Below are 26,045 nucleotides of genomic sequence, written 5' to 3'. Positions count from 1 at the left end.
GCGATCCACCCGGAACACTCACTACTGATACCAGGAACGACTATGAGACCGAGCGGAAGAACGCCGGAGCAATCCCGGGATATTCGCATCACCCGCCACTACACCCGCCACGCCGAAGGCTCCGTACTGGTGGAATTTGGCGATACCAGGGTGATCTGCACCGCCTCTATCGAGAACAAGGTTCCGCCGTTTCTGCGGGGTGAAGGCAAGGGCTGGATTACCGCCGAGTACGGTATGCTGCCGCGCTCCACTGGCAGTCGTATGGGCCGGGAAGCCGCCCGTGGTAAACAGGGTGGCCGTACCGTTGAAATCCAGCGCCTGATCGGTCGCTCCCTGCGGGCCGCTGTGGACCTGAGCGCCCTGGGCGAGCATTCGATTACCATCGACTGCGACGTTATACAGGCTGATGGTGGCACCCGTACAGCCGCTATTACCGGTGGCTGTGTGGCGCTTGTGGACGCCCTGAATCACCTGGTGAAAGAAGGTCGGCTGAAGAAGTCACCACTGAAGCAGATGGTGGCGGCATTTTCTGTCGGTGTTTACAGGGGCACGCCGGTTCTGGACCTGGATTATCCCGAGGATTCGGAAGCCGAGACGGACATGAATGTGATCATGACGGACCAGGGCGGGTTTATTGAGGTTCAGGGGACGGCGGAGGCTGCGCCTTTTTCTCAGGAAGAGCTGGACGGCATGTTGAAACTGGCCAGGTTGGGTATCGGGCAGTTGTTTGAGGTGCAGAAGGCGGCTCTGGAAGTGTAGTTTTCTGCGACGCGGTTTGTCGGATTACGCCTTTGGCTAATCCGACCTACTGTCCGATCTCTATGTCGTAATCCATTATTACCGGCGCGTGATCGGAAAAACGGGTGCTGTCATCAATCCAGCCGTCCCGGATGGTCTTGCGGATGCCCGGCGTCAGAAGCTGGTAATCCACCCGGATTCCTGCGCTCTTGCGCGAACCCTCGGCCTGCTCGGGCCACCAGGTGTACTGGTTGCTCTGCTTGTTGATATCACGGAACGCATCAACACAGCCCATTTCATCAAACAGACGGTCCAGCCATGCCCGTTCGTGGGGCAGAAAACCGGAGAAGTCGGTCTTGTGATAAAGCGGGCTGGCATCAGTTACGTGATGAGCAGTCTGCAGGTTGGCGCAGAAGATGAACTGGCGGCGCTTGCGCAGGGTTTTCTGCATATGAAGGCCAAAAGCTTCCATAAAGTCGTCCTTGTGATCAAGCACGGTCAGATCATCGTCGCCAGTCAGTTCATCTTCCCGGCCCAGGGCGCAGGGAGAGAGGACGCTGGCAACGGACACCTTGTCGAAATCAGCCTGGATAAAGCGACCCTCGCGATCTGCCTGCTCATTGGCAAAGCCGTACATGATTGCCTTGGGGAAATGGCGGGTATAGATACCCACACCGCCGTCCTCGTTGTGCTCGCCATCAATAAAGTAGGCCTCGTAGCCCTCCGGGATCAGGTTGTAATCCTCGATCTCGTACGCCCGCATGCGGTGGTCCTGAACGCAGACCACGTCAGCATCCTGCCTGGCCAGCCATTCAAAGAAACCTTTTTCAACAGCCTGGGCCAGACCGTTGACGCTGATTGATACTACCCGCATACGTGTTCCCTGATTCGGTTTGTGTGTATGATACCGGTTTTACGCGTTAATTAAAGATCCACACCCGCCAGAAGCCCTGTCATGCACGACTATCAGCAACAGTTTATTGAATTTGCTATCCGCCGTAATGTTCTTCGCTTCGGCGATTTCACGCTCAAATCCGGCCGCACCAGTCCCTACTTTTTCAATGCGGGACTGTTTAATACCGGTAAGGATCTGCTTGAGTTAAGCAAGGCTTATGCCGCTGCACTGAAACGCAGCGGGCTGGATTATGACATTATTTTTGGCCCTGCCTATAAGGGCATACCGTTGGCAACGGTGACGGCCATGGCCCTGGCGGCGGAAGGCGACAGCAAACCCTTTGCCTTCAACCGCAAGGAAGACAAGAACCACGGCGAAGGCGGCAATATCGTTGGAGCTCCTCTGCAGGGCAATGTACTCATTGTTGACGATGTTATCACCGCGGGCACCGCTATCCGCGAATCGATCGAGATTATTCGCGCAGCGGGCGCGGAGCCGGCCGGGGTTCTGATCGCGCTTGACCGCCAGGAACGGGGTGTGGGCGAACTCTCTGCGATACAGGAAGTGAGAAAGGAATTTGACATCCCGGTTGTCAGCATCATCACGCTTGACCAGGTTCTTGATTACCTTCAGAGCAGGCCGGGATTTGATGAATATGCCCAAAAGGTCGCCGCCTACCGGAATGAGTACGGTGTCTGAAACCGGGCATGGTTTCTGTTCCAGCTTTTGTTATGCTTCCTGCTGACACAACCCGTTTTGATCGGAGCGCCAGTCCTTCACCATGAATCGTCTGACCAGGTTTTCAATCGCTGTATCTGCTGTGGCCGCAATGACACTTACCACCATTGCGGAAGCCCGGATGTACCGTTACCTGGATGAAAACGGTCAGGTTGTCATCAGCAATACCATTCCCCAGGAAGCCTCCGAACGGGGTTACGATATTCTCAGCAAGAACGGGCGCGTGATCGAAACGGTTGATCCGGCACCGACGGAAGAAGAAATTGCGGCCAGGGAAGCACAAGAGCGACGCGAAGCCGAGGAAGAAAGGCAAAGGGAACTTGATCGCAAGCTTCTGGAACGATTCAGCCATCCCGACGACGCTGTGCGTGCCATGCACCGGAAAATTCGAGAGCTGCAGGGGCTGAATCAGCTTAAAAGAGGCAACATCTCGGTAATCATCAATCAACTGGACAGCGAGCAGAGCCGGGCCGCAGACCTGGAACGCTCCGGCCGTGACATCCCCGGTTCAACACTCAAGAAAATACGGCGCCTGGAATCCCAGATTGAGGATATCGAACGGGAAATCGATTCCCAGAATGCCGATATCAAGGCTTTGCGGAAGCGATTTGAGGAAGATATTGAACGGCTTGAGGAGATAACCGGCGAAAAACGAACTATACCGCTGGAGCCGGACGAGGCGAAAAAATAACAGCAGCCCATGAGACAGAACGCAGCCACAAAAAACAGACACAAAAAAGGTCACCTCAGCGGTGACCTTTTCTGTTTGAGCTTTTTCCGTTTGCCAATCAGGCAGTGGCGGAATCACTCTTGGTAGTGCTGGTGCTTTTGCGCGCAGTGGTCTTGCGTGCAGTCGGCTTCTTGGCCTGGGCAGTTGCCTTGGTTGACTGGGCAACGCTGGTCGCTTCGTCCGCTGCGTCGGCAACGACATCTGCACCTTCAGCTGCTTCTTTCTCCAGCTTGGCAACCAGATCGGCCGCGAAACTGCCGACACGAGTGTTCAGGTTACGCAACTGGTCAAACAGGCTTTCACTGTAACCGTAGTAACGGGTACGCAGGTTCTTGACGCTGTACTCACGTGCACCTGATTCCAGCTTTTCAGCATACTCGAAAGGCTTGGAAGCCAGCTTTTTCTGCTGCTCTTCTGCAGCATTGATGCCTTTTTCTACCATGTCCTGAAGTTGTTCTTGATAGCTCTTGAGTTTACCCATGATGGATCTCCTTAGTTTGTGGATGCGAAACATGAAAAGTTGCATCGTCGCGGCCAGGGAATCTGTGCCGTCTTGTGATCACATGGGTAAGACTACGGTTTAAAATTAGAATGTTCATACTAAACCGCGAAATCAATTACCAGCTGAAGATAACCCAGCTTGGCACCAGCATGTCGGTCTCATTCTCGCGGATCCATCCGCCGCCCTCTGCTGGCACGAGGTAGTACTCTGGCCCTACTTCGGGCACCACCTTGATTTCCATCAGCTGACCGTTCACCCGGTACTCATAGAAGACCTCCTGTTCTCCGGGGCGGATAACAACCTGGGGGCCGTCGGTGGAGGGCTGGTAGTCAGAAACCACCAGAGGTTCCTGAGGCGTCTTCACAACCTCGCTGTCATCCATGCTTTCCTGTGCTGTCACAGGCCCTGATAATACACCCAACACAAGGCCCCAGCAGGCGATACGTTTCATTTTCATGTTACTCTTCCACTCTGTTTAAGGAGGCTGAAAGCCGACCTGACACTGCGAATCAATGCCGCTTGCTGTCAGAGTTGCACAAGCCATTCAACGCTTCAATCAGAATCCGGATCCGTTTTGATATGACACAACAGCAGACTCCGCCCGTGGTTCTAGTAGACGGCTCGTCTTACCTTTTCCGAGCCTATCATGCCCTGCCACCCCTGATGACCAGCAAGGAACATCCTACCGGAGCTATCAAGGGCGTCATCAGCATGATCCGGAAACTGGAGCAGGATTTTCCGGGCTCAAAAATGGTCGTGGTGTTCGACGCCAAGGGCAAGACCTTCCGCAATGACCTGTACGCAGATTACAAGGCGACTCGCCCGCCAATGCCTGATGACCTGGCAGTCCAGATTCAGCCGATCCATGACATGGTTCGCGCCATGGGGCTGCCGCTGTTGATCGTCAGTGGCGTGGAAGCCGACGACGTGATCGGCACCCTGGCGAATGAAGCCACCAGCAAAGGGATCGATGTGGTGATCTCCACCGGCGACAAGGACATGGCGCAACTGGTCAGCGACCACGTCACCCTGATCAACACCATGACCGACACCCGCATGGATCGGGAAGGTGTGATAGAAAAGTTCGGCATTACCCCGGAACAGATTGTTGATTACCTGGCACTGGTAGGCGACAAGGTGGACAACATTCCCGGCGTGAACAAGTGTGGCCCGAAAACCGCGGTTAAATGGCTGCAGGCCTGGAACGATCTGGATGGCATTATTGAACACGCTGACGAGGTCAAGGGCAAAATTGGCGAGCATCTGCGGGAAGCCAGAGACACCCTCCCGTTAAGCCGCGAGCTGGCTACCATCAGAACCGATGTGGACCTGGAGTTCGGGCTCGAAGACCTCAAACTGAGAACCCAGGACGACGACAGGCTGCTTGAACTGTTCCGGGAGTACGAGCTCCGTTCCTGGATTGCGGAACTCGAAAACGGAAGTGACTCCGACAGCAGCAAGACCGGCAACAGTGGCGATAACAGCAGCAAACCGTCTGCCGCCACAGAAAGAAACTACACGGTTGTCACTGACCAGGCAGAGTTGGACAGCTGGATTGAACGCCTCGGCAAGGCCCCCCTGTTCGCGTTTGACACAGAAACAACCAGCCTGCGTTATATGGACGCGGAAATCGTTGGGGTATCCTTCGCCATCGAGCCGGGCGAAGCTGCCTATATTCCCTTGGGCCACGATTACATGGGCGCGCCGGAACAACTGGACCGGAGCGCAGTGCTGGAGCAGCTGAAACCGCTGCTGGAAGACCCGAAAAAAGCCAAGCTCGGCCAGAATCTCAAGTACGACAAGAACGTTCTGGCCAATCATGGTATCAGCCTCGAAGGTATCGCAGAAGACACCATGCTGGAGTCCTATGTCCTCAATTCGGTGGGCTCGCGCCATGACATGAATTCCCTGGCACTGAAGTATCTCGGCGAGCAGGCCATCACCTTCGAATCCATTGCCGGCAAGGGCGCCAAACAGCTGACCTTTAACCAGATTGACCTGGAACAGGCAGGCCCCTACGCCGCTGAGGATGCCGACATCACTCTGCGCCTGCATCACGTGCTGCGCCCGCAACTGGAGAAAACAGGGCGCTTGCTGGAGGTGTATGAAAACATCGATCTGCCGCTGGTGCCGGTGCTGTCGCGGATGGAGCAACGGGGGGCGATGATCAGCGCCAGCACGCTGCGCAAGCACAGCCAGGAACTGGCGGAACGCATGGCGGAGCTCGAGAAAGAGGCCCACGACGAAGCGGGGGAAATCTTCAACCTGGGCTCCCCGAAGCAACTGCAAACCATCTTCTACGAGAAAATGGGGCTGCCGGTGGGGAAGAAAACCCCGAAAGGGGCCCCCTCTACGGCAGAAGCCGTGCTTCAGGAGCTGGCCCATGAATACGCCCTGCCCCGGCTGATCCTGGAGCATCGGAGCCTGAGCAAGCTCAAATCCACTTACACCGACACGCTGCCAGAGCTGATCCATCCCCGTACCGGCAGGATTCACACCTCCTACCATCAGGCGGTGACAGCTACCGGACGGCTGTCTTCCTCCGAGCCCAACCTGCAGAACATTCCCATCCGCAGCGAAGAGGGGCGCCGTATCCGCCAGGCCTTTGTGGCACCGGACGGCTACAAACTGATGGCAGCGGATTATTCCCAGATTGAACTGCGGATTATGGCGCACCTCTCTGGCGACAAGGGGCTGCTGACGGCATTCGAAAAAGGCGAGGACATTCACCGGGCTACTGCCGGGGAAGTGTTTGGCGTGGCCGTGGGCGACGTGTCTGGTGACCAGCGCCGCAGCGCCAAGGCCATCAACTTCGGGCTTATCTATGGGATGTCAGCGTTCGGCCTGGCGCGCCAGCTGGATGTGGGCCGCACCCAGGCCCAGGAATACATCGATCGTTACTTCGAGCGCTACCCCGGCGTTCTAAGATACATGGACAATATCCGCAAGCAGGCCCACGACGATGGCTACGTTGAAACCCTTTTCGGCCGCCGCCTGTATCTGCCGGAAATCAACGCCCGCAACAAACAGATGCAGCAGGCAGCGGAACGCACCGCCATCAACGCGCCCATGCAGGGAACCGCGGCAGACATCATCAAACGGGCCATGGTCAGTGTGGAGGACTGGCTGCTGGAGAATCACCAGGATGACGCCCGGATGATTCTGCAGGTACACGACGAGTTAATCCTGGAAGTACGGGAGTCAGCGGTGGAGAAAATCCGTGAAGGCCTGGAGAAGCGGATGTCGGCAGCTGCCAGGCTGGATGTTCCGCTGCTGGTGGAAGCCGGCGTTGGCAACAACTGGGACGAAGCACATTAAGCCGGCAGGCTGAGCGGGAAAGGCCGCCCGGCCTGCCAGAGGACGCCATCAGAACGACTTGCTGACCTGAATGCCGGCACTCCAGGCATCAAGCTCGTAGATACCCTGAAAGCGAGCTTCGCCCGGCATCGGCTCGTCATTGACGTCGTAGTTCTGCTCGTCAACTTCTTCGTCGTCGAACAGCAGCACACCGGCAGCCACATCCACCGTCCAGCCTGAACGGGCATCGGCGTACTGTGCACCCAGCGTCAACCATTCACGATCACCGGAAGGAATCCGCGCAGTGCGGAAATCCTCGTTTACCGGCGACTCGTCCCAGGCGTAGCCGGCTTTGAACGCCCATTCCGGAGTGGCCTGCCAGATGGCACCGACATTTGCCTGCCAGGTATCCTTCCAGTTCTCCGAAACATGAGCAATCAGGCGGTCATCACCCAGAGCCGGCCCGGTTCGGGAAGAAAGGGGGCCATTATCCTCGCGACTGACTATATCCAGCGCTTCAAAGCGGCTCCACTTCGCCCAGGTCGCGCCGGCCAGGAGTGTCACTGCGTCAGTGAGGCGGTGGCGCGCACCGAAAGTGATACTTTCCGGAATTTCCAGCGGGACCGTCGCCTTTTCAGTGATTGTCGGCTGACTGAACGCCAATTCGCCATCAACCAGGCCACCCTGTGGAAAACCGCGGATTTCCGCATCACCATCAAGTTCCAGTTCCGTTCCGGTCTGCGCAGAGAGACCAAACTGGGTCTGCTCGGAAAGCTCCCACAGCATGCCGAAGGCAAAGGTAAGTGCCACGTCATCACCCTCGAGATCCGCGTAACCGTCATCCAGAGTGCCCGCTGGCAGACCGAAGCGGGCCTCCGTACCACTGTAATCCCGGAACTTGGTGAGCTTGCCCTCGGCATAAATAATGTTGACGCCCGCACCCAGGGACAGGCCATTGCCATCATTGACGGCAATAGACGGGCTGAAAGCAATGACCTTCAGCTCGGTCTCATCAGCGAAGAAGCGGCCCTTGAAGTCATCCTCGTAGTCAGCCTCCAGGCCATAGGGAACGTGAATGCCGAAACCCACGTCCAGCCAGTCGTTGACTTCGCGGGTCATGTAGAGATTCGGAAGGACAGCCAGGTCGGCAATATCACCGCCGGTTCGGCCGGTTACGGGACGGCCGTTGTCACGGACTGCGCGGCCAGTGCCTTCCTTAAGCTCGGCATCAATATCCAGCACTGCCGCACCAAAGGAAATATTGTTGCCCGAAAGCTGGCTCATGCCGGCCGGGTTAAAGAACACTGTGGTAGCGTTTTCCGGGTTGGCTGCCGTTCCCGCGTTGGCAACACCCATGGCGCTGGCGCTCTGCTCGTTGAGGGAAAACCCGCCAGCCATCAGACTGGCCGGTGCTGCAGCTGCGGCAAATGCGGCAAAACGGATAGCATTATAAAGGTTGGACTTTTTGTTGCTCATGGTTCCTCCGTGTAGCATTGTCACGAAGTATACGCACCATGAAGCGACGGCCTCAATTGCCAACCCTAATGGTTAATCCGCCTAACCATTTCAGACCAAAGTCTAACCTGGCGACATATTGATCAATCTTGCTGAATTGACAGCCTGTCGGCACTTGAGGCCAGCTTGTCCGCCCCCTGCGAGTCCGTACCCAACTTGATCATCAGACGCAGGTCGTTGGCCGAGTCGGCGTGGGCAAGTGCGTCTTCGTAGGTAATGGAGCCCTCGGCATAAAGCGTGTAGAGCGCCTGGTCGAAAGTACGCATGCCGGCTTCGTTGGACTTGGACATCAGTTCCTTGAGCCGGTGGACCTCCCCTTTGCGAATCAGGTCCGCAACCAGTGGCGTGTTGATCAGCACCTCGATAACGGCTTTCCGGCCCTGGCCGTCCGGCGTCGGAATCAATTGCTGGGCAACGATGGCCTTGAGGTTCAGGGACAGGTCCATCCAGATCTGGTTGTGCTGCTCCGGCGGGAAGAACTGGATGATCCGGTCCAGCGCCTGGTTGGCGTTGTTGGCATGCAGCGTGGCCAGGCACAGGTGGCCGGTTTCGGCAAACTGTACCGAGTATTCCATGGTCTGGCGGGTACGCACCTCACCGATCAGGATAACGTCCGGCGCCTGGCGCAGGGTGTTCTTCAACGCCACTTCAAAGCTTTCCGTATCAATGCCCACCTCCCGCTGGGTAACGATACAGCCCTGGTGCTGGTGAACAAACTCGATGGGGTCTTCGATGGAGATGATATGGCCCCGACTGTTGCGGTTCCGGTGCCCCAGCATGGCCGCCAGTGAGGTCGACTTACCGGTACCGGTGGCGCCCACGAACATGATCAGGCCGCGCTTGGTCATGGCCAGTTCCTTGATGACTTCCGGCAGCGCCAGATCATCAATCTGCGGAATCTTCACCTCGATCCGCCGCAGCACCATGCCGCAGAGGTTGCGCTGAAAAAAGGCGCTGACCCGGAAACGGCCGATACCCCGGGCGCTGATGGCGAAGTTACACTCGTGGCTTTCCTCGAACTCGGCCCGCTGCTTGTCGTTCATGGAACCGTAAACGAACTCGCGGGTCTGTTCCGGCGTCAGCGCATTCTTGGTGACGGGCAGCACCTTGCCGTTTACCTTCATGGAAGGCGGCACACCGGCCGTTATAAACAGGTCAGAGCCGCCCTTCTCCACCATCAAACGAAGCAGTTTCTCGAATTCCATGATTTTCTACCTATTTTTCCTGACTTTCGGTGCAAGGGTGTCGGGCAGGAGCTGTTCCAGGGCACGCGGTAAATACGTCCATGTACGCTCGACAAAAACCTCCCTGTTTTTGACGTCCCGGGAACAGCTCCTGCCCGCCCCCTCCGAACAGTGTGCCCAGCCTTCTGCAGAATCTAGAAATTATCCGGCATTTTCGCCTTCATTCGCGCCGCCTCGCGGGAAATAAGGCCTTTCTTCAACAGTTTTTCCAGGCACTGGTCCAGGGTTGTCATGCCCAGGGAACCGCCGGTCTGGATCGCCGAGTACATTTGCGCAATCTTGTCCTCGCGGATCAGGTTACGGATCGCCGAGGTACCAATCATGATCTCGTGGGCCGCAATCCGGCCGCCGCCCACTTTTTTCATCAGGGTCTGGGAGATTACCGCCTGCAGGGATTCCGACAGCATGGAGCGAACCATGGACTTCTCTTCCGCCGGGAATACATCCACCACGCGGTCGATGGTTTTTGCTGCCGACGTGGTGTGCAGGGTGCCGAATACCAGGTGACCGGTTTCCGCGGCGGTCAGTGCCAGACGGATGGTTTCCAGGTCCCGCAGTTCGCCCACCAGGATAATGTCGGGGTCTTCCCGCAGCGCAGAGCGCAGGGCTTCGTTAAAGCCCAGGGTGTCACGATGCACTTCCCGCTGGTTGAGCAGGCACTTCTTGGATTCGTGCACGAATTCGATGGGGTCCTCGATGGTGAGGATGTGCTCGTAGCGGCTGTCGTTGATGTAGTCGATCATTGCCGCCAGCGTTGTAGACTTGCCGGAACCGGTGGGTCCGGTAACCAGTACCAGGCCACGGGGTACCGATGAGATGTCCTTGAACACCTGGCCCATGCCCAGGTCTTCCATGGTCAGTACTTTTGACGGGATAGTCCGGAAGACCGCGCCGGCCCCGCGGTTCTGGTTGAATGCGTTGACACGGAAGCGGGCAACTCCGGGAACCTCGAAGGAAAAGTCGGTCTCCAGAAACTCTTCATAGTCCTTGCGCTGCTTGTCGTTCATGATGTCGTAGATCAGCCCGTGGACTTCTTTGTGCTCCATGGGCGGAAGGTTGATACGGCGAACATCGCCATCAACACGGATCATCGGGGGAAGGCCGGCCGAAAGGTGCAAGTCTGATGCGCCCTGTTTGGCCGAAAAGGCAAGCAGTTCAGTAATATCCATAGGGGTCCTCGGAAGGCATTTTTCTTTTATTCCGGTATGCGCCGGCTTCCGGCAGCAGGGCCCGGACAGCTTCACTTGGCATTTCAGTGACCTGCGGGTAACGTGTCACCATCTCAGTGACAGACCAGAGTCGGCGGATTCGCACTATGAGCAGCATAGCAGACAACATCGGGACCGTAACCCGACGCATACAAAAAGCAACATTGAAGGCCGGCCGCAAGGCGGGGACGGTGCATTTGCTGGCCGTGAGCAAAAAACAGCCTGCCGATAAACTTCGTATCGCCTACCAGGCCGGCCAGCGTGCATTTGGTGAAAGCTATGTGCAGGAAGCGCTCGACAAGAAGGAGGCACTTGCCGATCTGGAGGCCATTGAGTGGCACTTCATCGGCCCGATCCAGTCGAATAAGACCCGCCAGATCGCTGAGGCATTTGACTGGGTTCACAGCATCGACCGGCTGAAGATCGCCCACAGGCTGGATGAACAGCGCGACAGCGCACTGCCACCGCTGAATGTCTGCCTGCAGGTGAATATCAACAACGAAGTATCCAAGTCCGGCTGCTCACTGGCGGATCTCACCGGGCTGGCCGACGCCATCGAAGAGATGCCCAATCTCAGTCTCAGGGGCCTGATGGCGATCCCGGATCCCGACCAGCCAGAGGCGGAACTGCGATCAAGCTTCCGCAGACTGGCCAATGCCCTGAAAAAACTCCGCCAGGAGGCCCCGGCTTCAGGCCCTCTGGACACTCTTTCCATGGGAATGTCCGACGATCTGGAGATGGCCATTGAAGAGGGCTCTACCTGGGTAAGGGTAGGTACCGCGCTGTTTGGATCACGCTAACCTGAGGCTGATGACGGCAGATCCTGTTATCATCAGCAGCAGATCGACAACTGACCACTATTGACCCGAACGTGGAGTGAACCTTGAGCACATCACCAACGATTTCATTTATCGGTGCCGGCAACATGGCCAGTGCCATTATCGGTGGCATGCTGGACAGCGGCTTCCAGGCCGCCAATATCTGGGTCAGCGCCCCCGATGACAATCACCTCCAGTCCATCCGCAAGCAGTTTGGTGTCAGCGTCACCACTGACAATCGCTACTGCGCCGAGCAGGCGGACATGGTGATTCTGGCGGTCAAACCGCAGGTTATGGCGGACGTCTGCCAGGACATTGCTCCGGTGGTTCAGAACACCCGTCCGCTGATGGTCTCCATCGCCGCAGGACTGGAAGCGGCCACCCTGGACGAATGGCTGGGTGGCGGCCTGCCGCTGGTGCGGGTAATGCCGAATACGCCCTCACTGGTCGGCAAGGGGGCGGCCGGCCTTTACGCCAACGACCAGGTAAAGGACAGGCAGAAGGCCATGGTGGAGTCGGTCTTCAGCAGTATCGGTTCCGCGCTATGGGTAGAGGAAGAGTCGCTCCTGCACGCAGTCACGGCACTATCGGGAAGTGGCCCGGCCTATTTCTTCCTGATGCTGGAAGCTCTTGAGGAGGCCGCAACCGACGCCGGTATCGCCAGCGAAACCGCGCGGGCCCTGGCGATTCAGACCATGGCCGGCGCCGCCGAAATGGCGGGGCGCAGCGAACATGATCCGGGCCAGCTGAAGCGCAATGTCATGTCTCCCGGGGGCACCACCGAACAGGCCATCCGGACGTTCGAGGAAGGCGGCCTGAGAGACCTTGTCAAGAAGGCTTACGCTGCCGCCTATCAGCGATCCGGGGAAATGTCCAAAGAACTCGCCAAGAAACAGTAACCGTTAACGGGAGACACGGCTTCATGCTGGCTGACATTCTGATTACCATTCTGCTCATTGCCTCGACGTTCTATCTGACGATTGTGCTGCTGCGTTTTTTGCTGCAACTGGCAAGAGCCGACTTCTACAATCCGATCACACAGTTTGCGGTCAAGGCCACCAATCCGCTGCTGCGCCCCCTGCGCCGCTTCATCCCCGGCTGGGGTGGCATCGACGGCGCTGCACTGGTGCTGGCAGTCATCATCCAGGCCATCACCTTTTTCCTGATCCTGATTGCCCTTAACGGCAGTATTCCGTCGATCAACCCGCTGACACTGCTGAGCTGGTCGATACTCAATGTGCTGGATCTGATCGTCAAGATCTACTTCTGGTCTGTTATTGCCGTTGTCGTTGTCAGCTGGATTGCCCCGCAAAGCAACCACCCGGCTATCCAGCTGGTGGCCCAGATTACCGAGCCGGTAATGCGGCCGGTACGCAGCGTGATGCCGTCGCTTGGCGGACTGGACCTGTCACCGATTATTGTTTTCCTGATTCTGAACGTCATCTCCGTGGTCATCGAACACATGAAGATTGCCGCTGGCATGGGATCCATTGTCGGAATGTAGATGACACCTCAAAAATACAATCGGTTACACTTCAGGACAATTAAACAACCTTAACCAGCTGCTGATTCATCCCCTTGAATCAGCAGCTTTTTTTTGCGCTCTACACGTCGCACCGGTATACACAACGCTGACCACCCCCGCAATTTTGCCGCGCCCGTGCGGTACCCTTAGCTATATCTTGGGCACAATTCTGCCCAACCCAAATCCAACGCAGTCGCCCTGAAGTCCCGCAGAAGGATGGTCCGATGAGCAAGCAAGGTACCCTGTCGCAGCAGGTGGAAGCCTACCATGGCTGGAAGAAAGAACTGATAAGACAGATCGGCCGATATCGCCTGTGGCTTCAGGACAACAACCTGTTTTCGGACGATGTCAGCAACCGCATCCGTCACGGCCTGGAATTACTGATCGAGGACGAGCTCACCATTGCGTTTGTCGGCGAGTACTCCCGTGGCAAGACAGAACTGATTAACGCCCTGTTCTTTTCCGAATACGGCCAGCGCATGCTGCCCTCGCAGGCCGGACGCACCACCATGTGCCCGACCGAGCTTTTCTTCGACCGCACATCAAACAGCAACTACCTGTTATTGCTCCCCATCGAGACCCGCACCGGTGATCTCTCCCTGCAGCAACTGCGCAGGCAGCCAGAACGCTGGGTCAAGCACGACCTGGATGAACGCGACCCGGAAATCATGCGGGAAGTTCTGGCGGAAGTAGCCCGGGTAAAGAGTGTGCCACCCCAGGAGGCCCGCAGCCTCGGTTTTGACGAGGGCATGCTTGAGCACGACCGCAACAGGCCTGGCAACGTACTCGTTCCGGCGTGGCGCAACGCCCAGATCAGTATCCGCCACCCGCTGTTTGAACGCGGCCTGCGAATCCTCGACACCCCGGGACTCAACGCACTCGGCTCCGAGCCGGAACTGACCATCAGCATGCTGCCCCGGGCCCACGCCATCATCTTTCTGCTCAGCGCCGATACCGGTGTCACTGCCAGTGATATGACCATATGGAAAGAGCATATCGACACCAGGCACGCCGACCACCGCGCCGGGCGGTTCGCGGTCCTCAACAAGATCGACGTGCTCTGGGACGATCTCCAGAGCGAGAAACAGACACGGGACGCCATCGACCGGGTACGTGGCTATACCGCAGATCATCTTGGCATACGCCAGCAGGACGTGATCCCGCTATCCGCCAAACAGGGGCTGCTGGCCCGTGTAAAAGGGGATGAAGAGCTGCTCACGCGCTCCAACCTCGGTCTGCTGGAACAGCTGATTATCCAGCGCATCCTGATGCACAAGGAGCAACTGATCACCCAGAGCCTGATCAACGATCTCCTGGGCATGCTGCAAAACAGCCAGGCAGCCATGCAGACCCGCCTCAATGCCCTTGAGGAGGAACTGCAAGCCTGCTCTGGCGCCACCATGGACAAGGAGGCCTTGCGTCGGCTGGCCGACCGCGCCCAGCGCGACTACGACTTCTACTACAAGAAGCTGATCACCCTGCGCTCCAGCCGCCGGCTGATGGAATCCCAGGGTGACATGCTCACGGGTCTGGTCAGCGCGGAACGATTTGAGGCCCACGCCGAAAAGGTACGTCTGAAGATGTCCAAAAGCTGGACCACCGCTGGTATGAACCACAGCATGGAGCATTTTTTCGAATTGCTGGAGAGCGACCTCACCAACCTCCTCAGTGAAGGGCGGCTGGCGGAAAAAATGGTTGGCGCCATTTACCGCCGGTACAACGAGGATACCCGCGCCCGTCACCTGGAACCGATACCACTGCGCACCGGCCGTCACGTCATTGCCATTCGCGAGCTTCGCAAGAAAGCCAGACGCTTTCGTATCAGCCCGAAAAACCTGCTGACGGAACAATCCCTGCTGGTGAAACGTTTCTTCAACGTTATGGTGGGCGAGGCCCGCACGCTGCATCAACGGGTGAGGGCGGATGTCGAACGCTGGCCTGCGGAAGCGTTACTGCCCATTATGCAATACTCCATGGAGCAGAAGCAGTTGCTGGAGCACCAGATACGCCGGCTGCGGGACATGGTCCGCAGCGACCGCGACAGCCGTGCTGAGCGGGAACGGCTGCAGAACACCATCACCGATCTGAAACGCCAGCTGGAACTGGCCGATGCCATGCAACGGCAGATCCGCAAACCGGCGCCAACCCTGATCCAGCAGAAGGTGGTCAACATCTCGGGCGCTGTCTAACCAGCGCCCGAGATGGCGGTTGCAGCCGCGCAGGCCGGCCTTTAAACTGCTTGGCTGGCAGTCAGCCGGCCACTCCATCGAACCCACCAGCATCCGGGGTTCCCCGGCGCGGCCATTGCCTTGATCTTGTTGCAGATATTATGGACCGAACCAGGAACCTGTCGCGCCAATGCCCGATCCCTTGCCAACGGATTCTGTAGGGATAGTCACCCCTCAGACACTGCACTTCGATACGCCGATCACCCTGGCGTGCAATCGTGCACTGGAAAGTTATGATCTGGTGATCGAGACCTATGGCAGACTCAATGGCGATGCCAGCAACGCGGTGCTTATCTGCCACGCCCTCAGCGGCCACCATCACGCCGCCGGCTACCATGGCAAAGAAGATCGCAAGCCCGGCTGGTGGGATAGCTGCATAGGTCCGGGCAAGCCTGTCGACACCAACCGGTTTTTCGTTGTCAGCCTGAACAACCTTGGCGGCTGCCACGGCAGCACCGGCCCTTCCAGTATCAATCCACAGACCGGCAAACCCTACGGCCCCGATTTCCCCGTAATCACCGTTCGCGACTGGGTTCACAGCCAGGCTCTGCTGGCTGACCGGTTGGGTATAGACTGCTGGGCAGCGGTTGTTGGTGGCTCCCTCGGTGGCATGCAGGCGCTGCAATGGAGCCTTGATTATCCGGACCGGCTCAGGCACGCCGTGGTTATTGCATCCACCCCCCGCCTGAGTGCCCAGAACATCGCATTCAATGAAGTCGCCCGTCAGGCCATCACCTCTGACCGGGAATTTCATGATGGCCGCTATTTCGAGCACAACACCCTGCCCCGCCGGGGGCTGATGCTGGCGCGCATGGTCGGACATATCACCTATCTGTCCGATGCCTCCATGGGTGAAAAATTCGGTCGCGAACTCCGGGACCAGGCCTACAAGTTCGGCTACGATGCGGAATTCCAGGTTGAAAGCTATCTGCGCTACCAGGGGGAGCGCTTCTCGGAATCCTTTGATGCCAACACCTACCTGCTGATGACCCGGGCGCTGGACTACTTTGACCCGGCCTACGAGCACGACAATGACCTGGCAAAAGCCCTGCTTCGTGCCAGTTGCGAGTTCCTGGTGCTGTCATTCAGCACCGACTGGCGTTTCACCCCGGCCCGTTCGCAAGAACTGGTCGATGCCATGATTTCGGCCCGCCGCAAGGTCAGCTACGCGGAAATCGACGCCCCCTGGGGCCACGATGCCTTCCTGATTCCGACGCCGAGATACACTGCAATTTTCGAGTCCTACATGGACAGAGTTGCGCGGGAGGTGGGCGCGTGAGGACAGACCTGAAAATCATTGAACAGTGGATCAGTCCGGGCAGCCACGTGCTGGACCTGGGTTGCGGTGACGGCACCCTGCTGGATTACCTGCAACGGGAAAAAAGCGCCACCGGCTTTGGCCTGGAGATCAATCCTGACCATATCACCACCTGCATGAGCCGCGGTGTGTCCGTGATTGAGCAGAACCTGGACACCCAGGGGCTGGGTAATTTTGAAGACCACACCTTCGATACCGTTCTCATGACCCAGGCTCTGCAGGCTGTTCGTCGTCCGGACGTGGTCCTTGACGAAATGTTGCGGTTAGGCCGCGAGGGTATCGTTACCTTTCCCAATTTCGCCTATTGGCGATTGCGCTGGTATCTGATTCGCAGGGGTCGCATGCCGGAGTCTGAAACGCTACCGTATAAGTGGTACAACACCCCCAACATTCACTTGTGCACATTCAAGGATTTTGAGGCTCTGTGTTATCGCAAGGGCTTCCGGATACTGAACCGCACAGTGGTAGATGGTGAACACCAGGATCGCTGGCTCAGCCGCCTGTGGCCTAACATGTTGGGACAAATTGCCATTTACCGGATAACCCGGGAGGAATCATGATCAAGACCATCCGTACCCATTACTTCGCCCTGATGTCACTGATATTTCTGGCTTTTCTTTCCACCCACAGCCATGCCGGCTCAAAGGATTTTGGTGAGTTCCAGGTACACTGGAGTGTTTTTCCCAGCACGTTCCTGCCACCCGAGGTTGCCCGGGAAAACAATCTGAACCGCAGCAAAAGCATTGGCATTGTAAACATATCCATCATGCAGGAAACCGAAGATGGTGGCCTGGAGCCTGTATCAGGACAGGTGGAAGGTAAAGCACTGAACGATGTACAGCAGCCAACGTTCCTGGCCTTCCGCCGCATTCAGGAAGGTGATGCCGTCTACTTTATCGCGGAATACCAGTACAGCAGTGGCAACATGATGACGTTCGAGATAACTGCAAGGCCCACCGGCGCAAATCAGGACCTTCCCGTCCGTTTCACCCACACGCTGTTTAATGACTGATGACCGGACCCGATGACCAACTGGTTATAGCCAGTAACAACAAGGGCAAGATCGCCGAACTGGCTGACCTCCTGGGCCCACTCGGACTGACGCCTGTCGCCCAGGGCGAACTGGGGGTCGGCGAAGCGGAGGAACCTGCGGTCACCTTTGTCGAAAACGCCATCCTCAAGGCCCGCCATGCCGCCCGTATTACCGGCTTACCAGCCCTGGCAGACGATTCCGGGCTTGCGGTGGACGCGCTTGATGGCGAACCTGGCGTGCGCTCTGCGCGCTATGCCGGAGAGGCCGCCAGTGATGAAGACAATGTGCGGGCGCTGTTATCGGCGATGAAAGGAGTGCCTGAAAAACGGCGCACCGCCCAGTTTCACTGTGTGCTGGTCTACCTGCGCCACGCCAATGACCCGACACCGCTCATCTGTCACGGCCGCTGGCCCGGCCACATACTGGAAACGCCCAGGGGTGAAGGCGGTTTCGGTTATGACCCGGTATTCCTGGTACCGGAAACAGGAACCAGCGCCGCCGAGCTGTCTCGTGAGGACAAGGGCCGCATAAGTCATCGCGGTCGGGCACTGAGCCAGTTGCTGGAACAGCTGGGCAGCGTGGCGACATGAACATGGGCCTGCCGGAAGCCTGGCAAAACTGCGCATTACCTCCGCTAAGCCTGTACATTCACGTTCCCTGGTGCGTGAAGAAATGCCCCTATTGTGATTTCAACTCTCACGCGTTGACCGGCGAGATCCCTGAAGACCGCTACCTGGAGGCGATCATGGAGGATCTCGCCAGCGACCTGCCCCTGGTGCAGAACCGCAGCATCCAGACAGTGTTTATCGGCGGTGGCACACCATCGCTGATGTCACCGCGCTTCTATGAAAACCTGTTCCGCCGGCTGCGTGGACATCTCCACTTTACCGATGATGCTGAAATCACCCTGGAAGCCAATCCCGGCACGGTTGAACAACACCGCTTCCATGGCTTTCGCGCAGCAGGAATCAACCGCCTGTCCATTGGCATCCAGAGCTTCAATGCAAAGAGTCTGAGAGTGCTGGGGCGCATCCACGATGACAAGGCCGCTCATAAAGCCATTGCGACCGCCCGCAGCGCCGGCTTCGACAACTTCAATCTCGACCTGATGCACGGGCTACCAGACCAGACACCGGAACAGGCCATTGCTGACCTGAAGGCGGCGCTGGCGTGGGAGCCTCCACACCTGTCCTGGTACCAGCTGACGCTGGAGCCCAATACCGAATTTTTCAGCCGTCCCCCACCATTGCCAGACGAGGACCAGCTGTGGGAAATCTATCGCCAGGGCTCGGACTATCTGAACCAGCAGGGTTTCGCGGATTACGAAGTGTCAGCCTGGAGCCGTCCCGGAAAGGCCTCCCGCCACAATCTGAATTACTGGATGTTCGGTGACTACCTGGCGCTGGGTGCCGGAGCTCACGGAAAGATCACCCTGCGTGACGGCGAAATACGGCGTTTCTGGAAAACCCGGCAGCCCGAGGCCTACCTGAACCGGATTGGCAGCCGCACCGCCGGCTGCCAGGCGATTGAACCCGACGAGCGCCCGCTGGAGTTCCTGATGAACGCCCTGCGCTTGACCGCCGGCGTACCGGAAAACATGTTCACAGAACGTACAGGTTTACCACTGGACACAGTTGCGGTAAAACTTGAGGCACTAAGAACGCAAAATCTGCTGGAACCGGGAAGAATACAGACTACGGAACTCGGTCAGCGATATCTGAACAGCCTGCTGGAGCGCTTTCTCTGATGCCATTGCTGCGCCTTCTGACTCTGTTCCCCAAAAGGCTCAACCTGAGTCTTTTGGCAACCGCGGTCCTGCTGCTTATTCTGCTACTGGTCAACCAGCCACTGCAGACCGGCTCAGCGCCCCAGGGCATTGTCAGCTTCCAGATGGCGGCGACGGCGGACCAGTCCATGGCCATCATCCGCAGTTGGCGACAGGATGGCCTGCTATGGGCCCATATCTCTCTCTGGCTGGACTTCCTGTTTGTTCCGGCTTACCTGTTTACGCTGATTTTCCTCACCAACCATCTGACACGGGATCGCCCGGGCGTGCGGGAGCGTAACGTGGCAAGATGGATCAAGGCGCTTTTTGTGGCCGCAGGCACCGGCGATATGGCGGAAAATATCCTGCTACTGAACAACATGGACCCGCCTACGGACCTGGTCAGCCTGTCTGCGACCATCTGCGCGCTCGTCAAGTTTACCGGGCTTATGCTGGGTGCCGCCGGGCTGGTGATTATCCGCGCAGCCAGGCGACGCCCGATGGCCCACGGATAAGGGCCGTAGCGGCAGGTTCTATTCTAGTTGGTGCGATAGAACACCAGGTCCCGGACCCCGTGCCCCAGATTCTCGCCACGTTTCTCGAACTTGGTCACCGGGCGATCCTCGGGACGGGGGGAGTACAGCCCCGGTTCCTGAGTATTGGCGAAGCCTTCCGACTCACTCATGATTTCCATCATGTATTCTGCGTAGTTCTCCCAGTCTGTTGCCAGATGCAGGATACCGCCCACCCGAAGTTTATGGCGCAGGCGCTGAACAAAGTCATGCTGGATCAAGCGGCGTTTGTGATGCCGTTTCTTGTGCCACGGATCCGGGAAAAACACCATTACCCTGTCCAGAGCCGCATCGGGCAGGCACAGGTCAATCACATCATTGGCATCAATGGCATAGATCCGGATGTTTTCCAGGCCCCTGTCTTCTATTTCCTTTAACAGGGCACCCACACCCGGAAGGTGGACCTCCACACCGATAAAATCCTGCTCCGGCGCCGCTTCCGCCATGTCTGCCAGGGATTTTCCCATACCGAAGCCGATTTCAAGATTGAGCATATTATCCCGGCCAAACACCTCCCGCGGATCAATCATCCCGTGCTCACGGGTCAGGCCATACTTGGGCCAACTGCGCTCGTAAGCCTTCTTCTGGCCTTCCGTCATTCTGCCCTGGCGCAATACAAAACTGCGCACGCCACGGCGCCGGGTAACAGGTGAATCGCCGGAAACATCATTGTGATCGGTCATCTGACGTCCTCAGCCGCTCGCTCGCGGTTCATCTCAATGGGTTATGTGGGCAGTTTACCAGACTGACTCGCTGCAGACGCCACTATACCGCCAGCTTTCTGCACTCGTCAGCCCCTGCAGGACCGGAGCCCGATCATACGGATACCTGTGCATTGCGTGTCTGCTGCCGGTCCAGCTTACGATAGCCCAGAGCTTCCACCAGATGACCGCGACCTATACGTTCCTGGCCCTCCAGGTCAGCCAGGGTTCGCGCCACCCTGAGAATGCGGTGTAAGGCCCGGGCTGAGAGCCCCAACCGTTCCATGGCCCCCGCCAACATGGTTTCGCCCGCCTCGTCCACCCGGCAATGGTCATGAAGCTCGCTGCCGCCCAAGGCCGCGTTCACTGCCCCCCGTTGAAGCTGTCGTCGCCGCGCCAGATTCACGCGTTGCCGAACAATAGCACTGGACTCGCCATCTCCTTCGCGCTGCATCAGTACTTCACCGCTCTGCACCGGAACCTCCACATGCAGGTCGAAGCGGTCCAACAACGGCCCGGATATTTTTGCCCGATAACGGAGTACCTGGGGCGGCGTGCACTGGCATTCGATCGTCGGGTGTCCCAGGTAGCCGCAGGGGCAGGGGTTCATGGCCGCGACCACCTGGAAGCGGGCAGGAAAAGTCACCTGCCGCGCAGCCCGGCTGATAGCAATCTCGCCGGATTCCATGGGTTCCCTCAGCACCTCCAGTACCCGTCGGCCGAACTCCGGCAGTTCGTCCAGAAACAGGACACCACGGTGGGCCAGCGAAATTTCCCCTGGCCGCGGGCTGCTGCCACCACCGACCATGGCAACGGATGAGGCGGTATGATGCGGAGCCCGGTAAGGTGGCCGGCACCAGTCCCCATCCTGAACCGGCAGGCCGGCCACTGAATGAATGCTGGCGACCTCCAGAGCGGACTCCGTCGTCAACGGTGGCAGAATGCCGGGCAGGCGGCTGGCGAGCATGCTTTTGCCGGTTCCCGGCGGACCAAACATCAGCAGGTTGTGTCCGCCAGCGGCCGCAATCTCCAGTGCTCTGCGCGGCACGTTCTGGCCACGCACATCCGCCAGATCCGGGCCAGGCCTGACACCCTCATCCGGTATAGCTGCCCGCACCGGTGAAATGCGGGCCCGCTCGCAGAGATGCTCGCACACCGTCAGCAGATGCCCGGCGGGCAGCACGTCGTCCTGGCTGGCAAGTGCTGCTTCAGCAGCATTGGCCTGGGGAATCAGTAGCTGGCGGCCTTCGTTGCGCGCTGCCAATACGGCGGGGAGCACACCCTTGAGAGGGCGCAATGCACCATCAAGGGACAACTCTCCTACGCACTCGTAATGCGCAAGACTCTCTGCAGGGATCTGCCCCGAAGCGGCGAGGATACCCAGGGCAATGGGCAGGTCAAAGCGCCCACCCTCTTTGGGCAGATCAGCGGGAGCCAGGTTAATGGTTATTCTGCGGGCGGGGAACTCGAAGCCGGCATTGAGCAGCGCGCTGCGAACGCGCTCGCGGCTTTCACGAACGCCTGTTTCCGGAAGTCCGACGATGGAAAGCGCCGGCAGGCCGCCGGACAGGTGGACTTCAACAGTGACAGACGGCGCGGATACGCCAATGCTGGCGCGGGTGTGGACAACGGCAAACATAACAACCTTCCATGGTTACGGGCACTGGCGGCTCAGCCGCCTGCCGGGCTTCCTGCCCGTCAGTTTTTCGGGAACTGCTGTTCCAGCTCGGCCACGCGCTTCTCCAGCGCCTCAACCTTCTCCCGTGTTTTCATCAGTACTGCTTGCTGGGCATCAAACTCTTCACGGGTCACCAACTCCAGGCGCGACAGCACAGTCATGACAGTTGCACGGGCCTGAGCCTCAAAATCCTCTCGGGCCGCACGTGCCATATCCGGAACAAACTGGCCGAACTGGCCCTGGAGCTGGGTAAAGAAATCCTGGGGACCTTTCACAAATCACCTCACTGGCTTGAACTCTCTGGAATCCTGTTGAACCCGGCCCGGATCCGGCACCGGTATCAAGGACGGGAGTGTAACACATTGCCTGCCCTGCCATAATGTACCCTGTAGGCAGTATAATGCGGCTGCAGCGCACCTGAATGATCGCACCTGAGTTGTGCCTTATTATGGTTCGCTGCAGTCAGGCGCGCCCTTAATTGGTGCGCAGCGACGGTCCACTTTGGATCATCATATACTCAATACACTGATATTATTATTATTTTTTGCGTTGGCACACCCGATGCTAAAAGCCTTGTACGCAATCCGCACAATTGATGTGCGAGGTGGCAGCATCCCGACCTCAACAACGGGCCGAATAGTTCCAGATGTTGAGACGTCTTTACCAAGGAGAAAGCAATGAAACTTGTGACAGCGATCATCAAGCCTTTCAAGTTGGATGATGTCCGTGAGGCACTATCCGAGATTGGCGTACAAGGCGTAACGGTCACTGAAGTCAAAGGCTTCGGTCGCCAGAAGGGTCATACCGAGCTCTACCGTGGCGCAGAGTACGTGGTGGACTTCCTGCCCAAGGTCAAGGTTGAAGTTGCTATTGGCGACAACCTCCTGGACCAGGTCATCGAATCCATCACCAAGGCCGCCAACACCGGAAAAATCGGTGACGGCAAAATTTTTGTGACCGAACTGGCGCAGGCTATCCGGATCCGAACCGGGGAAACCGGCGAAGAAGCGGTCTGATCACAGTCTGATCTACCAGCCAGCCAACGCAAAAAATCTATAACCTGAAAAGCCTCGTGCGGAGGGCTTCACATGGAAAGCAATCTCAATCATATTTTTGAACTCCAGTATGCGCTGGATACCTTCTACTTTCTGATTTGCGGCGCCCTGGTCATGTGGATGGCCGCAGGCTTCTCGATGCTGGAAGCAGGCCTGGTGCGTGCCAAGAACACCACTGAAATCCTGACCAAGAACATTTCCCTGTTTGCAGTCGCCTGTACCATGTACCTGATCGTCGGCTACGACATCATGTACGATGGTGGCCTTTTCCTCAGCGGCATCACCACCGTTGCTGAAATGGACGACGCAGCCGTTGCCAGCGTAATTGCCGCTTCTACCGAGTCCGGTTTTGGCGACATGGGTGAATACAGCGGGGCTTCTGATTTCTTCTTCCAGGTGGTATTCGTGGCCACCGCCATGTCTATCGTTTCCGGTGCCGTTGCTGAGCGCATGAAGCTCTGGGCCTTCCTGGCATTTGCCGTTGTCATGTGTGGCTTCATCTACCCGATGCAGGGTTCCTGGACCTGGAACGGCGACGCGGTCTTCGGCCTGTACGAGCTCAGCTACAGCGACTACGCCGGTTCCGGCATTGTGCACATGGCTGGTGCTGCGGCTGCCCTGGCAGGTGTGATTCTGCTGGGTGCCCGTAAAGGCAAGTACGGCTCGAAGGGCCAGATCAACGCTATCCCGGGCGCCAATCTGCCGCTGGCTACGCTCGGTACCTTTATCCTGTGGATGGGCTGGTTCGGCTTCAACGGCGGTTCTACCCTCAAGCTTGGTGGTGTCGGCGTGGCCAACGAGGTTGCCAACGTGTTCCTGAACACCAATGCGGCGGCCGCCGGCGGCCTGATCGGCGCGCTGATCGTTGCCCGCATCATGTTCGGCAAGGCCGACCTGACCATGGCCCTGAACGGGGCCCTGGCTGGCCTGGTGGCAATTACTGCCGAGCCTGCTGATCCTTCACCCCTGCTGGCAACCATTATCGGTGCAATCGGCGGCATCATTGTGGTGTTCTCGATCGTCACGCTCGACAAGATGCGTGTCGATGATCCGGTCGGTGCTATCTCGGTGCACGGTGTGGTTGGCATCTGGGGCATCTTCGCGGTTCTCCTGTCGGACGCGGATGCAACCTTCATGGGCCAGCTGATCGGCATGCTCACCATCTTCGTCTGGGTCTTCGTAGCCAGCCTGATTGTCTGGGGCATCCTCAAGGCGGTCATGGGTATCCGGGTCACCGAGGAGGAAGAGTACGAAGGTGTGGATCTGTCCGAGTGTGGCATGGAAGCCTATCCGGAGTTTGTCAGCAGCAAGTAATATCGGCTGACACCGGAGCGAAAGAGGGGCGCCCACGGGCGCCCCTCTTTTTTGCTTCGGAGTTAACGGTTCCTGGAGGTGACGGAAGCGGGCAGGGCCCGCTTCCCCGCCAACCTCGGGGTTTACCTCCCGTAGGTCGGATCAGGCGAAGCCGTAATCCGACACCCCCACTCCCGGCTAACCCCTACCTTTCGCTCGACATAACCTCATCCTCCAACGCATCCACCATGAACTGCGGCATCGCCAAGGCCCCACGATGAATATCAGCGTTGTAATACCGGGTCACAAACGGCCGCTGATCCGCGTCTTCCTCCCGGAAGTACACAACCGGCTTTTCCTTCCCAGCCATAGTGCAGCTCCACCACCCTGTGGGGTAAACCGGCTGCGGGAACGGCAGGGTGCGAACGTGATCGAATCCGGCCTTTTTCATGTCGTCGTGAATGGTCTTGATGATGGTGTTGGTGTGCAGCAGCGGTGATTCGCTCTGCTGGACAATTATGCCACCCTCGCGCAGTGCGATCATGCAGTCGCGGTAGAAGTCCAGCGCGAACAGGCCCTCGGCGGGGCCTACCGGGTCGGTGCTGTCAATGATGATGACATCCAGGCTTTCCGGTACCGCGTCCCGGATCCACTGGATACCGTCGCCGAAGAAGAAGTTGGCGCGGGGGTCGGTGTTGGATTCGCACAGTTCGGGGAAATACTGTTCGGAGACACGGGTGACGCGCTCGTCGATTTCCACCTGCCACGCCTCTTCCACACCGGGGTGCTTGAGGACTTCTTTCAGGGTGCCGCAGTCACCACCGCCGACGATGACAACCTTTCTGGGATCCCGGTGGGTGAACAGCGCCGGATGGGTCATCATTTCGTGGTAGAGGAAGTTGTCACGACTGGTCAGCATCACGCAGCCGTCCAGCACCATCAGATTGCCGAAGGTTTCCGTTTCCCATATTTCCAGCTTCTGGAACCGGGTCTGCTCCTCGTGAAGTTTCTTCTTTACCTGCAGGGAAAAGGCAGTTCCCTGGTCCTGGAATACCTCGGTAAACCAGCCGTCGTTCAGTGCAGTCATTTCATGTCTCCGGATTTACGTGTCTAGCCTGTTCCTGTTGGGGGGGTCCTGTTGAGGGTATTGTAGGTGGGGAGCTGCCACACCTAAAGGACAATCATCGTGGCA

At 58.0% G+C, this 26,045-nt stretch carries 26 protein-coding genes; 16 read left to right on the top strand and 10 right to left on the bottom strand.

Annotation, left to right across the window (positions count from 1 at the left end; all coding sequences use genetic code 11):
- Positions 1-42 precede the first annotated feature (42 nt).
- The gene (gene rph, locus DIT72_RS08010; protein ID WP_135954625.1) at positions 43-759 is read left to right on the top strand and encodes a ribonuclease PH; all 717 of its coding nucleotides are present in this window, start codon (positions 43-45) and stop codon (positions 757-759) included.
- 46 nt (positions 760-805) lie between these two features.
- On the opposite strand, the gene DIT72_RS08005 is transcribed toward rph, so the two are convergent.
- A complete protein-coding gene (locus DIT72_RS08005) occupies positions 806-1,612 on the bottom strand; it encodes an exodeoxyribonuclease III (protein WP_135954624.1) in 807 nt (268 codons plus the stop codon).
- An 81-nt stretch (positions 1,613-1,693) separates the two neighbouring features.
- Here DIT72_RS08005 and pyrE point away from each other — a divergent pair, with 81 nt between their 5' ends.
- Together pyrE and DIT72_RS07995 are read left to right on the top strand one after the other, a co-directional pair.
- On the top strand, positions 1,694-2,332 hold the full coding sequence (gene pyrE, locus DIT72_RS08000; RefSeq protein WP_135954623.1) for an orotate phosphoribosyltransferase: 639 nt from the start codon (positions 1,694-1,696) through the stop codon (positions 2,330-2,332).
- A 130-nt stretch (positions 2,333-2,462) separates the two neighbouring features.
- Positions 2,463-3,062, top strand: a complete 600-nt coding sequence (locus tag DIT72_RS07995) for a DUF4124 domain-containing protein (protein WP_228260752.1) — start codon at positions 2,463-2,465, stop codon at positions 3,060-3,062.
- Positions 3,063-3,159: 97 nt separating this feature from the next.
- On the opposite strand, the gene DIT72_RS07990 is transcribed toward DIT72_RS07995, so the two are convergent.
- Together DIT72_RS07990 and DIT72_RS07985 are read right to left on the bottom strand one after the other, a co-directional pair.
- Complete coding sequence (locus DIT72_RS07990; RefSeq protein ID WP_135954621.1) at positions 3,160-3,582, bottom strand: hypothetical protein; 423 nt, start codon at positions 3,580-3,582, stop codon at positions 3,160-3,162.
- A 136-nt stretch (positions 3,583-3,718) separates the two neighbouring features.
- Positions 3,719-4,054: a DUF2782 domain-containing protein gene (locus DIT72_RS07985; protein ID WP_135954773.1), complete on the bottom strand. Its 336-nt coding sequence runs from the start codon at positions 4,052-4,054 to the stop codon at positions 3,719-3,721.
- A 128-nt stretch (positions 4,055-4,182) separates the two neighbouring features.
- Between DIT72_RS07985 and polA the strand changes: the two genes are divergently transcribed.
- On the top strand, positions 4,183-6,921 hold the full coding sequence (gene polA / locus DIT72_RS07980) for a DNA polymerase I (RefSeq protein WP_135954620.1): 2,739 nt from the start codon (positions 4,183-4,185) through the stop codon (positions 6,919-6,921).
- A 48-nt stretch (positions 6,922-6,969) separates the two neighbouring features.
- Here polA and DIT72_RS07975 read toward each other — a convergent pair whose 3' ends face one another.
- From DIT72_RS07975 to DIT72_RS07965, 3 genes are all read right to left on the bottom strand, one after another.
- Positions 6,970-8,376 carry an OmpP1/FadL family transporter gene (locus tag DIT72_RS07975; protein WP_135954619.1) on the bottom strand — a complete coding sequence of 469 codons (1,407 nt, stop codon included), beginning with the start codon at positions 8,374-8,376 and terminating at the stop codon, positions 6,970-6,972.
- Between the two features lie 122 nt (positions 8,377-8,498).
- The gene (locus DIT72_RS07970) at positions 8,499-9,620 is read right to left on the bottom strand and encodes a PilT/PilU family type 4a pilus ATPase (RefSeq protein ID WP_135954618.1); all 1,122 of its coding nucleotides are present in this window, start codon (positions 9,618-9,620) and stop codon (positions 8,499-8,501) included.
- A 173-nt stretch (positions 9,621-9,793) separates the two neighbouring features.
- Positions 9,794-10,828 carry a type IV pilus twitching motility protein PilT gene (locus DIT72_RS07965; RefSeq protein WP_135954617.1) on the bottom strand — a complete coding sequence of 345 codons (1,035 nt, stop codon included), beginning with the start codon at positions 10,826-10,828 and terminating at the stop codon, positions 9,794-9,796.
- A 146-nt stretch (positions 10,829-10,974) separates the two neighbouring features.
- Between DIT72_RS07965 and DIT72_RS07960 the strand changes: the two genes are divergently transcribed.
- The 10 genes from DIT72_RS07960 (at position 10,975) to DIT72_RS07915 (ending at position 20,069) form a co-directional block, all read left to right on the top strand.
- The gene (locus DIT72_RS07960; RefSeq protein WP_135954616.1) at positions 10,975-11,667 is read left to right on the top strand and encodes a YggS family pyridoxal phosphate-dependent enzyme; all 693 of its coding nucleotides are present in this window, start codon (positions 10,975-10,977) and stop codon (positions 11,665-11,667) included.
- Positions 11,668-11,750: 83 nt separating this feature from the next.
- On the top strand, positions 11,751-12,584 hold the full coding sequence (gene proC / locus DIT72_RS07955; protein WP_135954615.1) for a pyrroline-5-carboxylate reductase: 834 nt from the start codon (positions 11,751-11,753) through the stop codon (positions 12,582-12,584).
- A gap of 23 nt (positions 12,585-12,607) precedes the next feature.
- Positions 12,608-13,189 (top strand): YggT family protein, encoded by a 582-nt coding sequence (locus DIT72_RS07950; RefSeq protein WP_135954614.1) that lies wholly within the window; start codon positions 12,608-12,610, stop codon positions 13,187-13,189.
- 245 nt (positions 13,190-13,434) lie between these two features.
- The gene (locus tag DIT72_RS07945) at positions 13,435-15,399 is read left to right on the top strand and encodes a dynamin family protein (protein ID WP_135954613.1); all 1,965 of its coding nucleotides are present in this window, start codon (positions 13,435-13,437) and stop codon (positions 15,397-15,399) included.
- Positions 15,400-15,568: 169 nt separating this feature from the next.
- Complete coding sequence (gene metX / locus DIT72_RS07940; RefSeq protein ID WP_135954612.1) at positions 15,569-16,717, top strand: homoserine O-succinyltransferase MetX; 1,149 nt, start codon at positions 15,569-15,571, stop codon at positions 16,715-16,717.
- Positions 16,714-17,316, top strand: coding sequence for a methionine biosynthesis protein MetW (gene metW / locus DIT72_RS07935; RefSeq protein WP_135954611.1), 603 nt, complete (start codon positions 16,714-16,716; stop codon positions 17,314-17,316). Before metX ends, metW begins: the two co-directional genes overlap by 4 nt.
- A 32-nt stretch (positions 17,317-17,348) precedes the next feature.
- On the top strand, positions 17,349-17,768 hold the full coding sequence (locus tag DIT72_RS07930) for a DUF4426 domain-containing protein (protein WP_407657966.1): 420 nt from the start codon (positions 17,349-17,351) through the stop codon (positions 17,766-17,768).
- Positions 17,768-18,379 (top strand): RdgB/HAM1 family non-canonical purine NTP pyrophosphatase, encoded by a 612-nt coding sequence (rdgB, locus tag DIT72_RS07925; protein ID WP_135954609.1) that lies wholly within the window; start codon positions 17,768-17,770, stop codon positions 18,377-18,379. The genes DIT72_RS07930 and rdgB overlap by 1 nt, the downstream gene beginning before the upstream one ends.
- Positions 18,376-19,536: a radical SAM family heme chaperone HemW gene (gene hemW, locus DIT72_RS07920; RefSeq protein ID WP_228260751.1), complete on the top strand. Its 1,161-nt coding sequence runs from the start codon at positions 18,376-18,378 to the stop codon at positions 19,534-19,536. Before rdgB ends, hemW begins: the two co-directional genes overlap by 4 nt.
- Entirely contained in the window at positions 19,536-20,069 is a 534-nt protein-coding gene (locus DIT72_RS07915) for a hypothetical protein (RefSeq protein ID WP_135954608.1), read from the top strand. Before hemW ends, DIT72_RS07915 begins: the two co-directional genes overlap by 1 nt.
- Before the next feature lie 23 nt (positions 20,070-20,092).
- Here the strand turns inward: DIT72_RS07915 and trmB are convergent, their stop codons facing one another.
- From trmB to DIT72_RS07900, 3 genes are all read right to left on the bottom strand, one after another.
- A complete protein-coding gene (gene trmB / locus DIT72_RS07910) occupies positions 20,093-20,809 on the bottom strand; it encodes a tRNA (guanosine(46)-N7)-methyltransferase TrmB (protein WP_135954607.1) in 717 nt (238 codons plus the stop codon).
- 133 nt (positions 20,810-20,942) lie between these two features.
- On the bottom strand, positions 20,943-22,466 hold the full coding sequence (locus tag DIT72_RS07905) for a YifB family Mg chelatase-like AAA ATPase (protein ID WP_135954606.1): 1,524 nt from the start codon (positions 22,464-22,466) through the stop codon (positions 20,943-20,945).
- Between the two features lie 59 nt (positions 22,467-22,525).
- The gene (locus tag DIT72_RS07900) at positions 22,526-22,780 is read right to left on the bottom strand and encodes an accessory factor UbiK family protein (RefSeq protein WP_135954605.1); all 255 of its coding nucleotides are present in this window, start codon (positions 22,778-22,780) and stop codon (positions 22,526-22,528) included.
- 402 nt (positions 22,781-23,182) lie between these two features.
- On the opposite strand from DIT72_RS07900, the gene glnK reads away from it, so the two are divergent.
- Positions 23,183-23,521 carry a P-II family nitrogen regulator gene (glnK, locus tag DIT72_RS07895; protein WP_008173268.1) on the top strand — a complete coding sequence of 113 codons (339 nt, stop codon included), beginning with the start codon at positions 23,183-23,185 and terminating at the stop codon, positions 23,519-23,521.
- Positions 23,522-23,593: 72 nt separating this feature from the next.
- A complete protein-coding gene (locus DIT72_RS07890) occupies positions 23,594-24,874 on the top strand; it encodes an ammonium transporter (protein ID WP_135954604.1) in 1,281 nt (426 codons plus the stop codon).
- A gap of 184 nt (positions 24,875-25,058) precedes the next feature.
- Here the strand turns inward: DIT72_RS07890 and speE are convergent, their stop codons facing one another.
- The gene (speE, locus tag DIT72_RS07885) at positions 25,059-25,940 is read right to left on the bottom strand and encodes a polyamine aminopropyltransferase (RefSeq protein WP_135954603.1); all 882 of its coding nucleotides are present in this window, start codon (positions 25,938-25,940) and stop codon (positions 25,059-25,061) included.
- Positions 25,941-26,045: the final 105 nt, after the last annotated feature.

Source organism: Marinobacter orientalis (assembly GCF_004792665.1).
GTDB classification, from domain to species: domain Bacteria; phylum Pseudomonadota; class Gammaproteobacteria; order Pseudomonadales; family Oleiphilaceae; genus Marinobacter; species Marinobacter orientalis.
The sequence above is the reverse complement of the archived record's forward strand: the minus strand, read 5'-3'. Positions and strand labels throughout refer to the sequence as shown.

Excerpts from the sequence above, each read along its gene's own strand:
- rph (WP_135954625.1), top strand. The coding sequence starts at position 43 with ATGAGACCGAGCGGAAGAACGCCGGAGCAATCCCGGGATATTCGCATC.
- DIT72_RS08005 (WP_135954624.1), bottom strand. The coding sequence starts at position 1,612 with ATGCGGGTAGTATCAATCAGCGTCAACGGTCTGGCCCAGGCTGTTGAA.
- pyrE (WP_135954623.1), top strand. The coding sequence starts at position 1,694 with ATGCACGACTATCAGCAACAGTTTATTGAATTTGCTATCCGCCGTAAT.
- DIT72_RS07995 (WP_228260752.1), top strand. The coding sequence starts at position 2,463 with ATGACACTTACCACCATTGCGGAAGCCCGGATGTACCGTTACCTGGAT.
- DIT72_RS07990 (WP_135954621.1), bottom strand. The coding sequence starts at position 3,582 with ATGGGTAAACTCAAGAGCTATCAAGAACAACTTCAGGACATGGTAGAA.
- DIT72_RS07985 (WP_135954773.1), bottom strand. The coding sequence starts at position 4,054 with ATGAAACGTATCGCCTGCTGGGGCCTTGTGTTGGGTGTATTATCAGGG.
- polA (WP_135954620.1), top strand. The coding sequence starts at position 4,183 with ATGACACAACAGCAGACTCCGCCCGTGGTTCTAGTAGACGGCTCGTCT.
- DIT72_RS07975 (WP_135954619.1), bottom strand. The coding sequence starts at position 8,376 with ATGAGCAACAAAAAGTCCAACCTTTATAATGCTATCCGTTTTGCCGCA.
- DIT72_RS07970 (WP_135954618.1), bottom strand. The coding sequence starts at position 9,620 with ATGGAATTCGAGAAACTGCTTCGTTTGATGGTGGAGAAGGGCGGCTCT.
- DIT72_RS07965 (WP_135954617.1), bottom strand. The coding sequence starts at position 10,828 with ATGGATATTACTGAACTGCTTGCCTTTTCGGCCAAACAGGGCGCATCA.
- DIT72_RS07960 (WP_135954616.1), top strand. The coding sequence starts at position 10,975 with ATGAGCAGCATAGCAGACAACATCGGGACCGTAACCCGACGCATACAA.
- DIT72_RS07950 (WP_135954614.1), top strand. The coding sequence starts at position 12,608 with ATGCTGGCTGACATTCTGATTACCATTCTGCTCATTGCCTCGACGTTC.
- DIT72_RS07945 (WP_135954613.1), top strand. The coding sequence starts at position 13,435 with ATGAGCAAGCAAGGTACCCTGTCGCAGCAGGTGGAAGCCTACCATGGC.
- metX (WP_135954612.1), top strand. The coding sequence starts at position 15,569 with ATGCCCGATCCCTTGCCAACGGATTCTGTAGGGATAGTCACCCCTCAG.
- DIT72_RS07930 (WP_407657966.1), top strand. The coding sequence starts at position 17,349 with ATGTCACTGATATTTCTGGCTTTTCTTTCCACCCACAGCCATGCCGGC.
- rdgB (WP_135954609.1), top strand. The coding sequence starts at position 17,768 with ATGACCGGACCCGATGACCAACTGGTTATAGCCAGTAACAACAAGGGC.
- hemW (WP_228260751.1), top strand. The coding sequence starts at position 18,376 with ATGAACATGGGCCTGCCGGAAGCCTGGCAAAACTGCGCATTACCTCCG.
- DIT72_RS07915 (WP_135954608.1), top strand. The coding sequence starts at position 19,536 with ATGCCATTGCTGCGCCTTCTGACTCTGTTCCCCAAAAGGCTCAACCTG.
- trmB (WP_135954607.1), bottom strand. The coding sequence starts at position 20,809 with ATGACCGATCACAATGATGTTTCCGGCGATTCACCTGTTACCCGGCGC.
- DIT72_RS07905 (WP_135954606.1), bottom strand. The coding sequence starts at position 22,466 with ATGTTTGCCGTTGTCCACACCCGCGCCAGCATTGGCGTATCCGCGCCG.
- glnK (WP_008173268.1), top strand. The coding sequence starts at position 23,183 with ATGAAACTTGTGACAGCGATCATCAAGCCTTTCAAGTTGGATGATGTC.
- DIT72_RS07890 (WP_135954604.1), top strand. The coding sequence starts at position 23,594 with ATGGAAAGCAATCTCAATCATATTTTTGAACTCCAGTATGCGCTGGAT.
- speE (WP_135954603.1), bottom strand. The coding sequence starts at position 25,940 with ATGACTGCACTGAACGACGGCTGGTTTACCGAGGTATTCCAGGACCAG.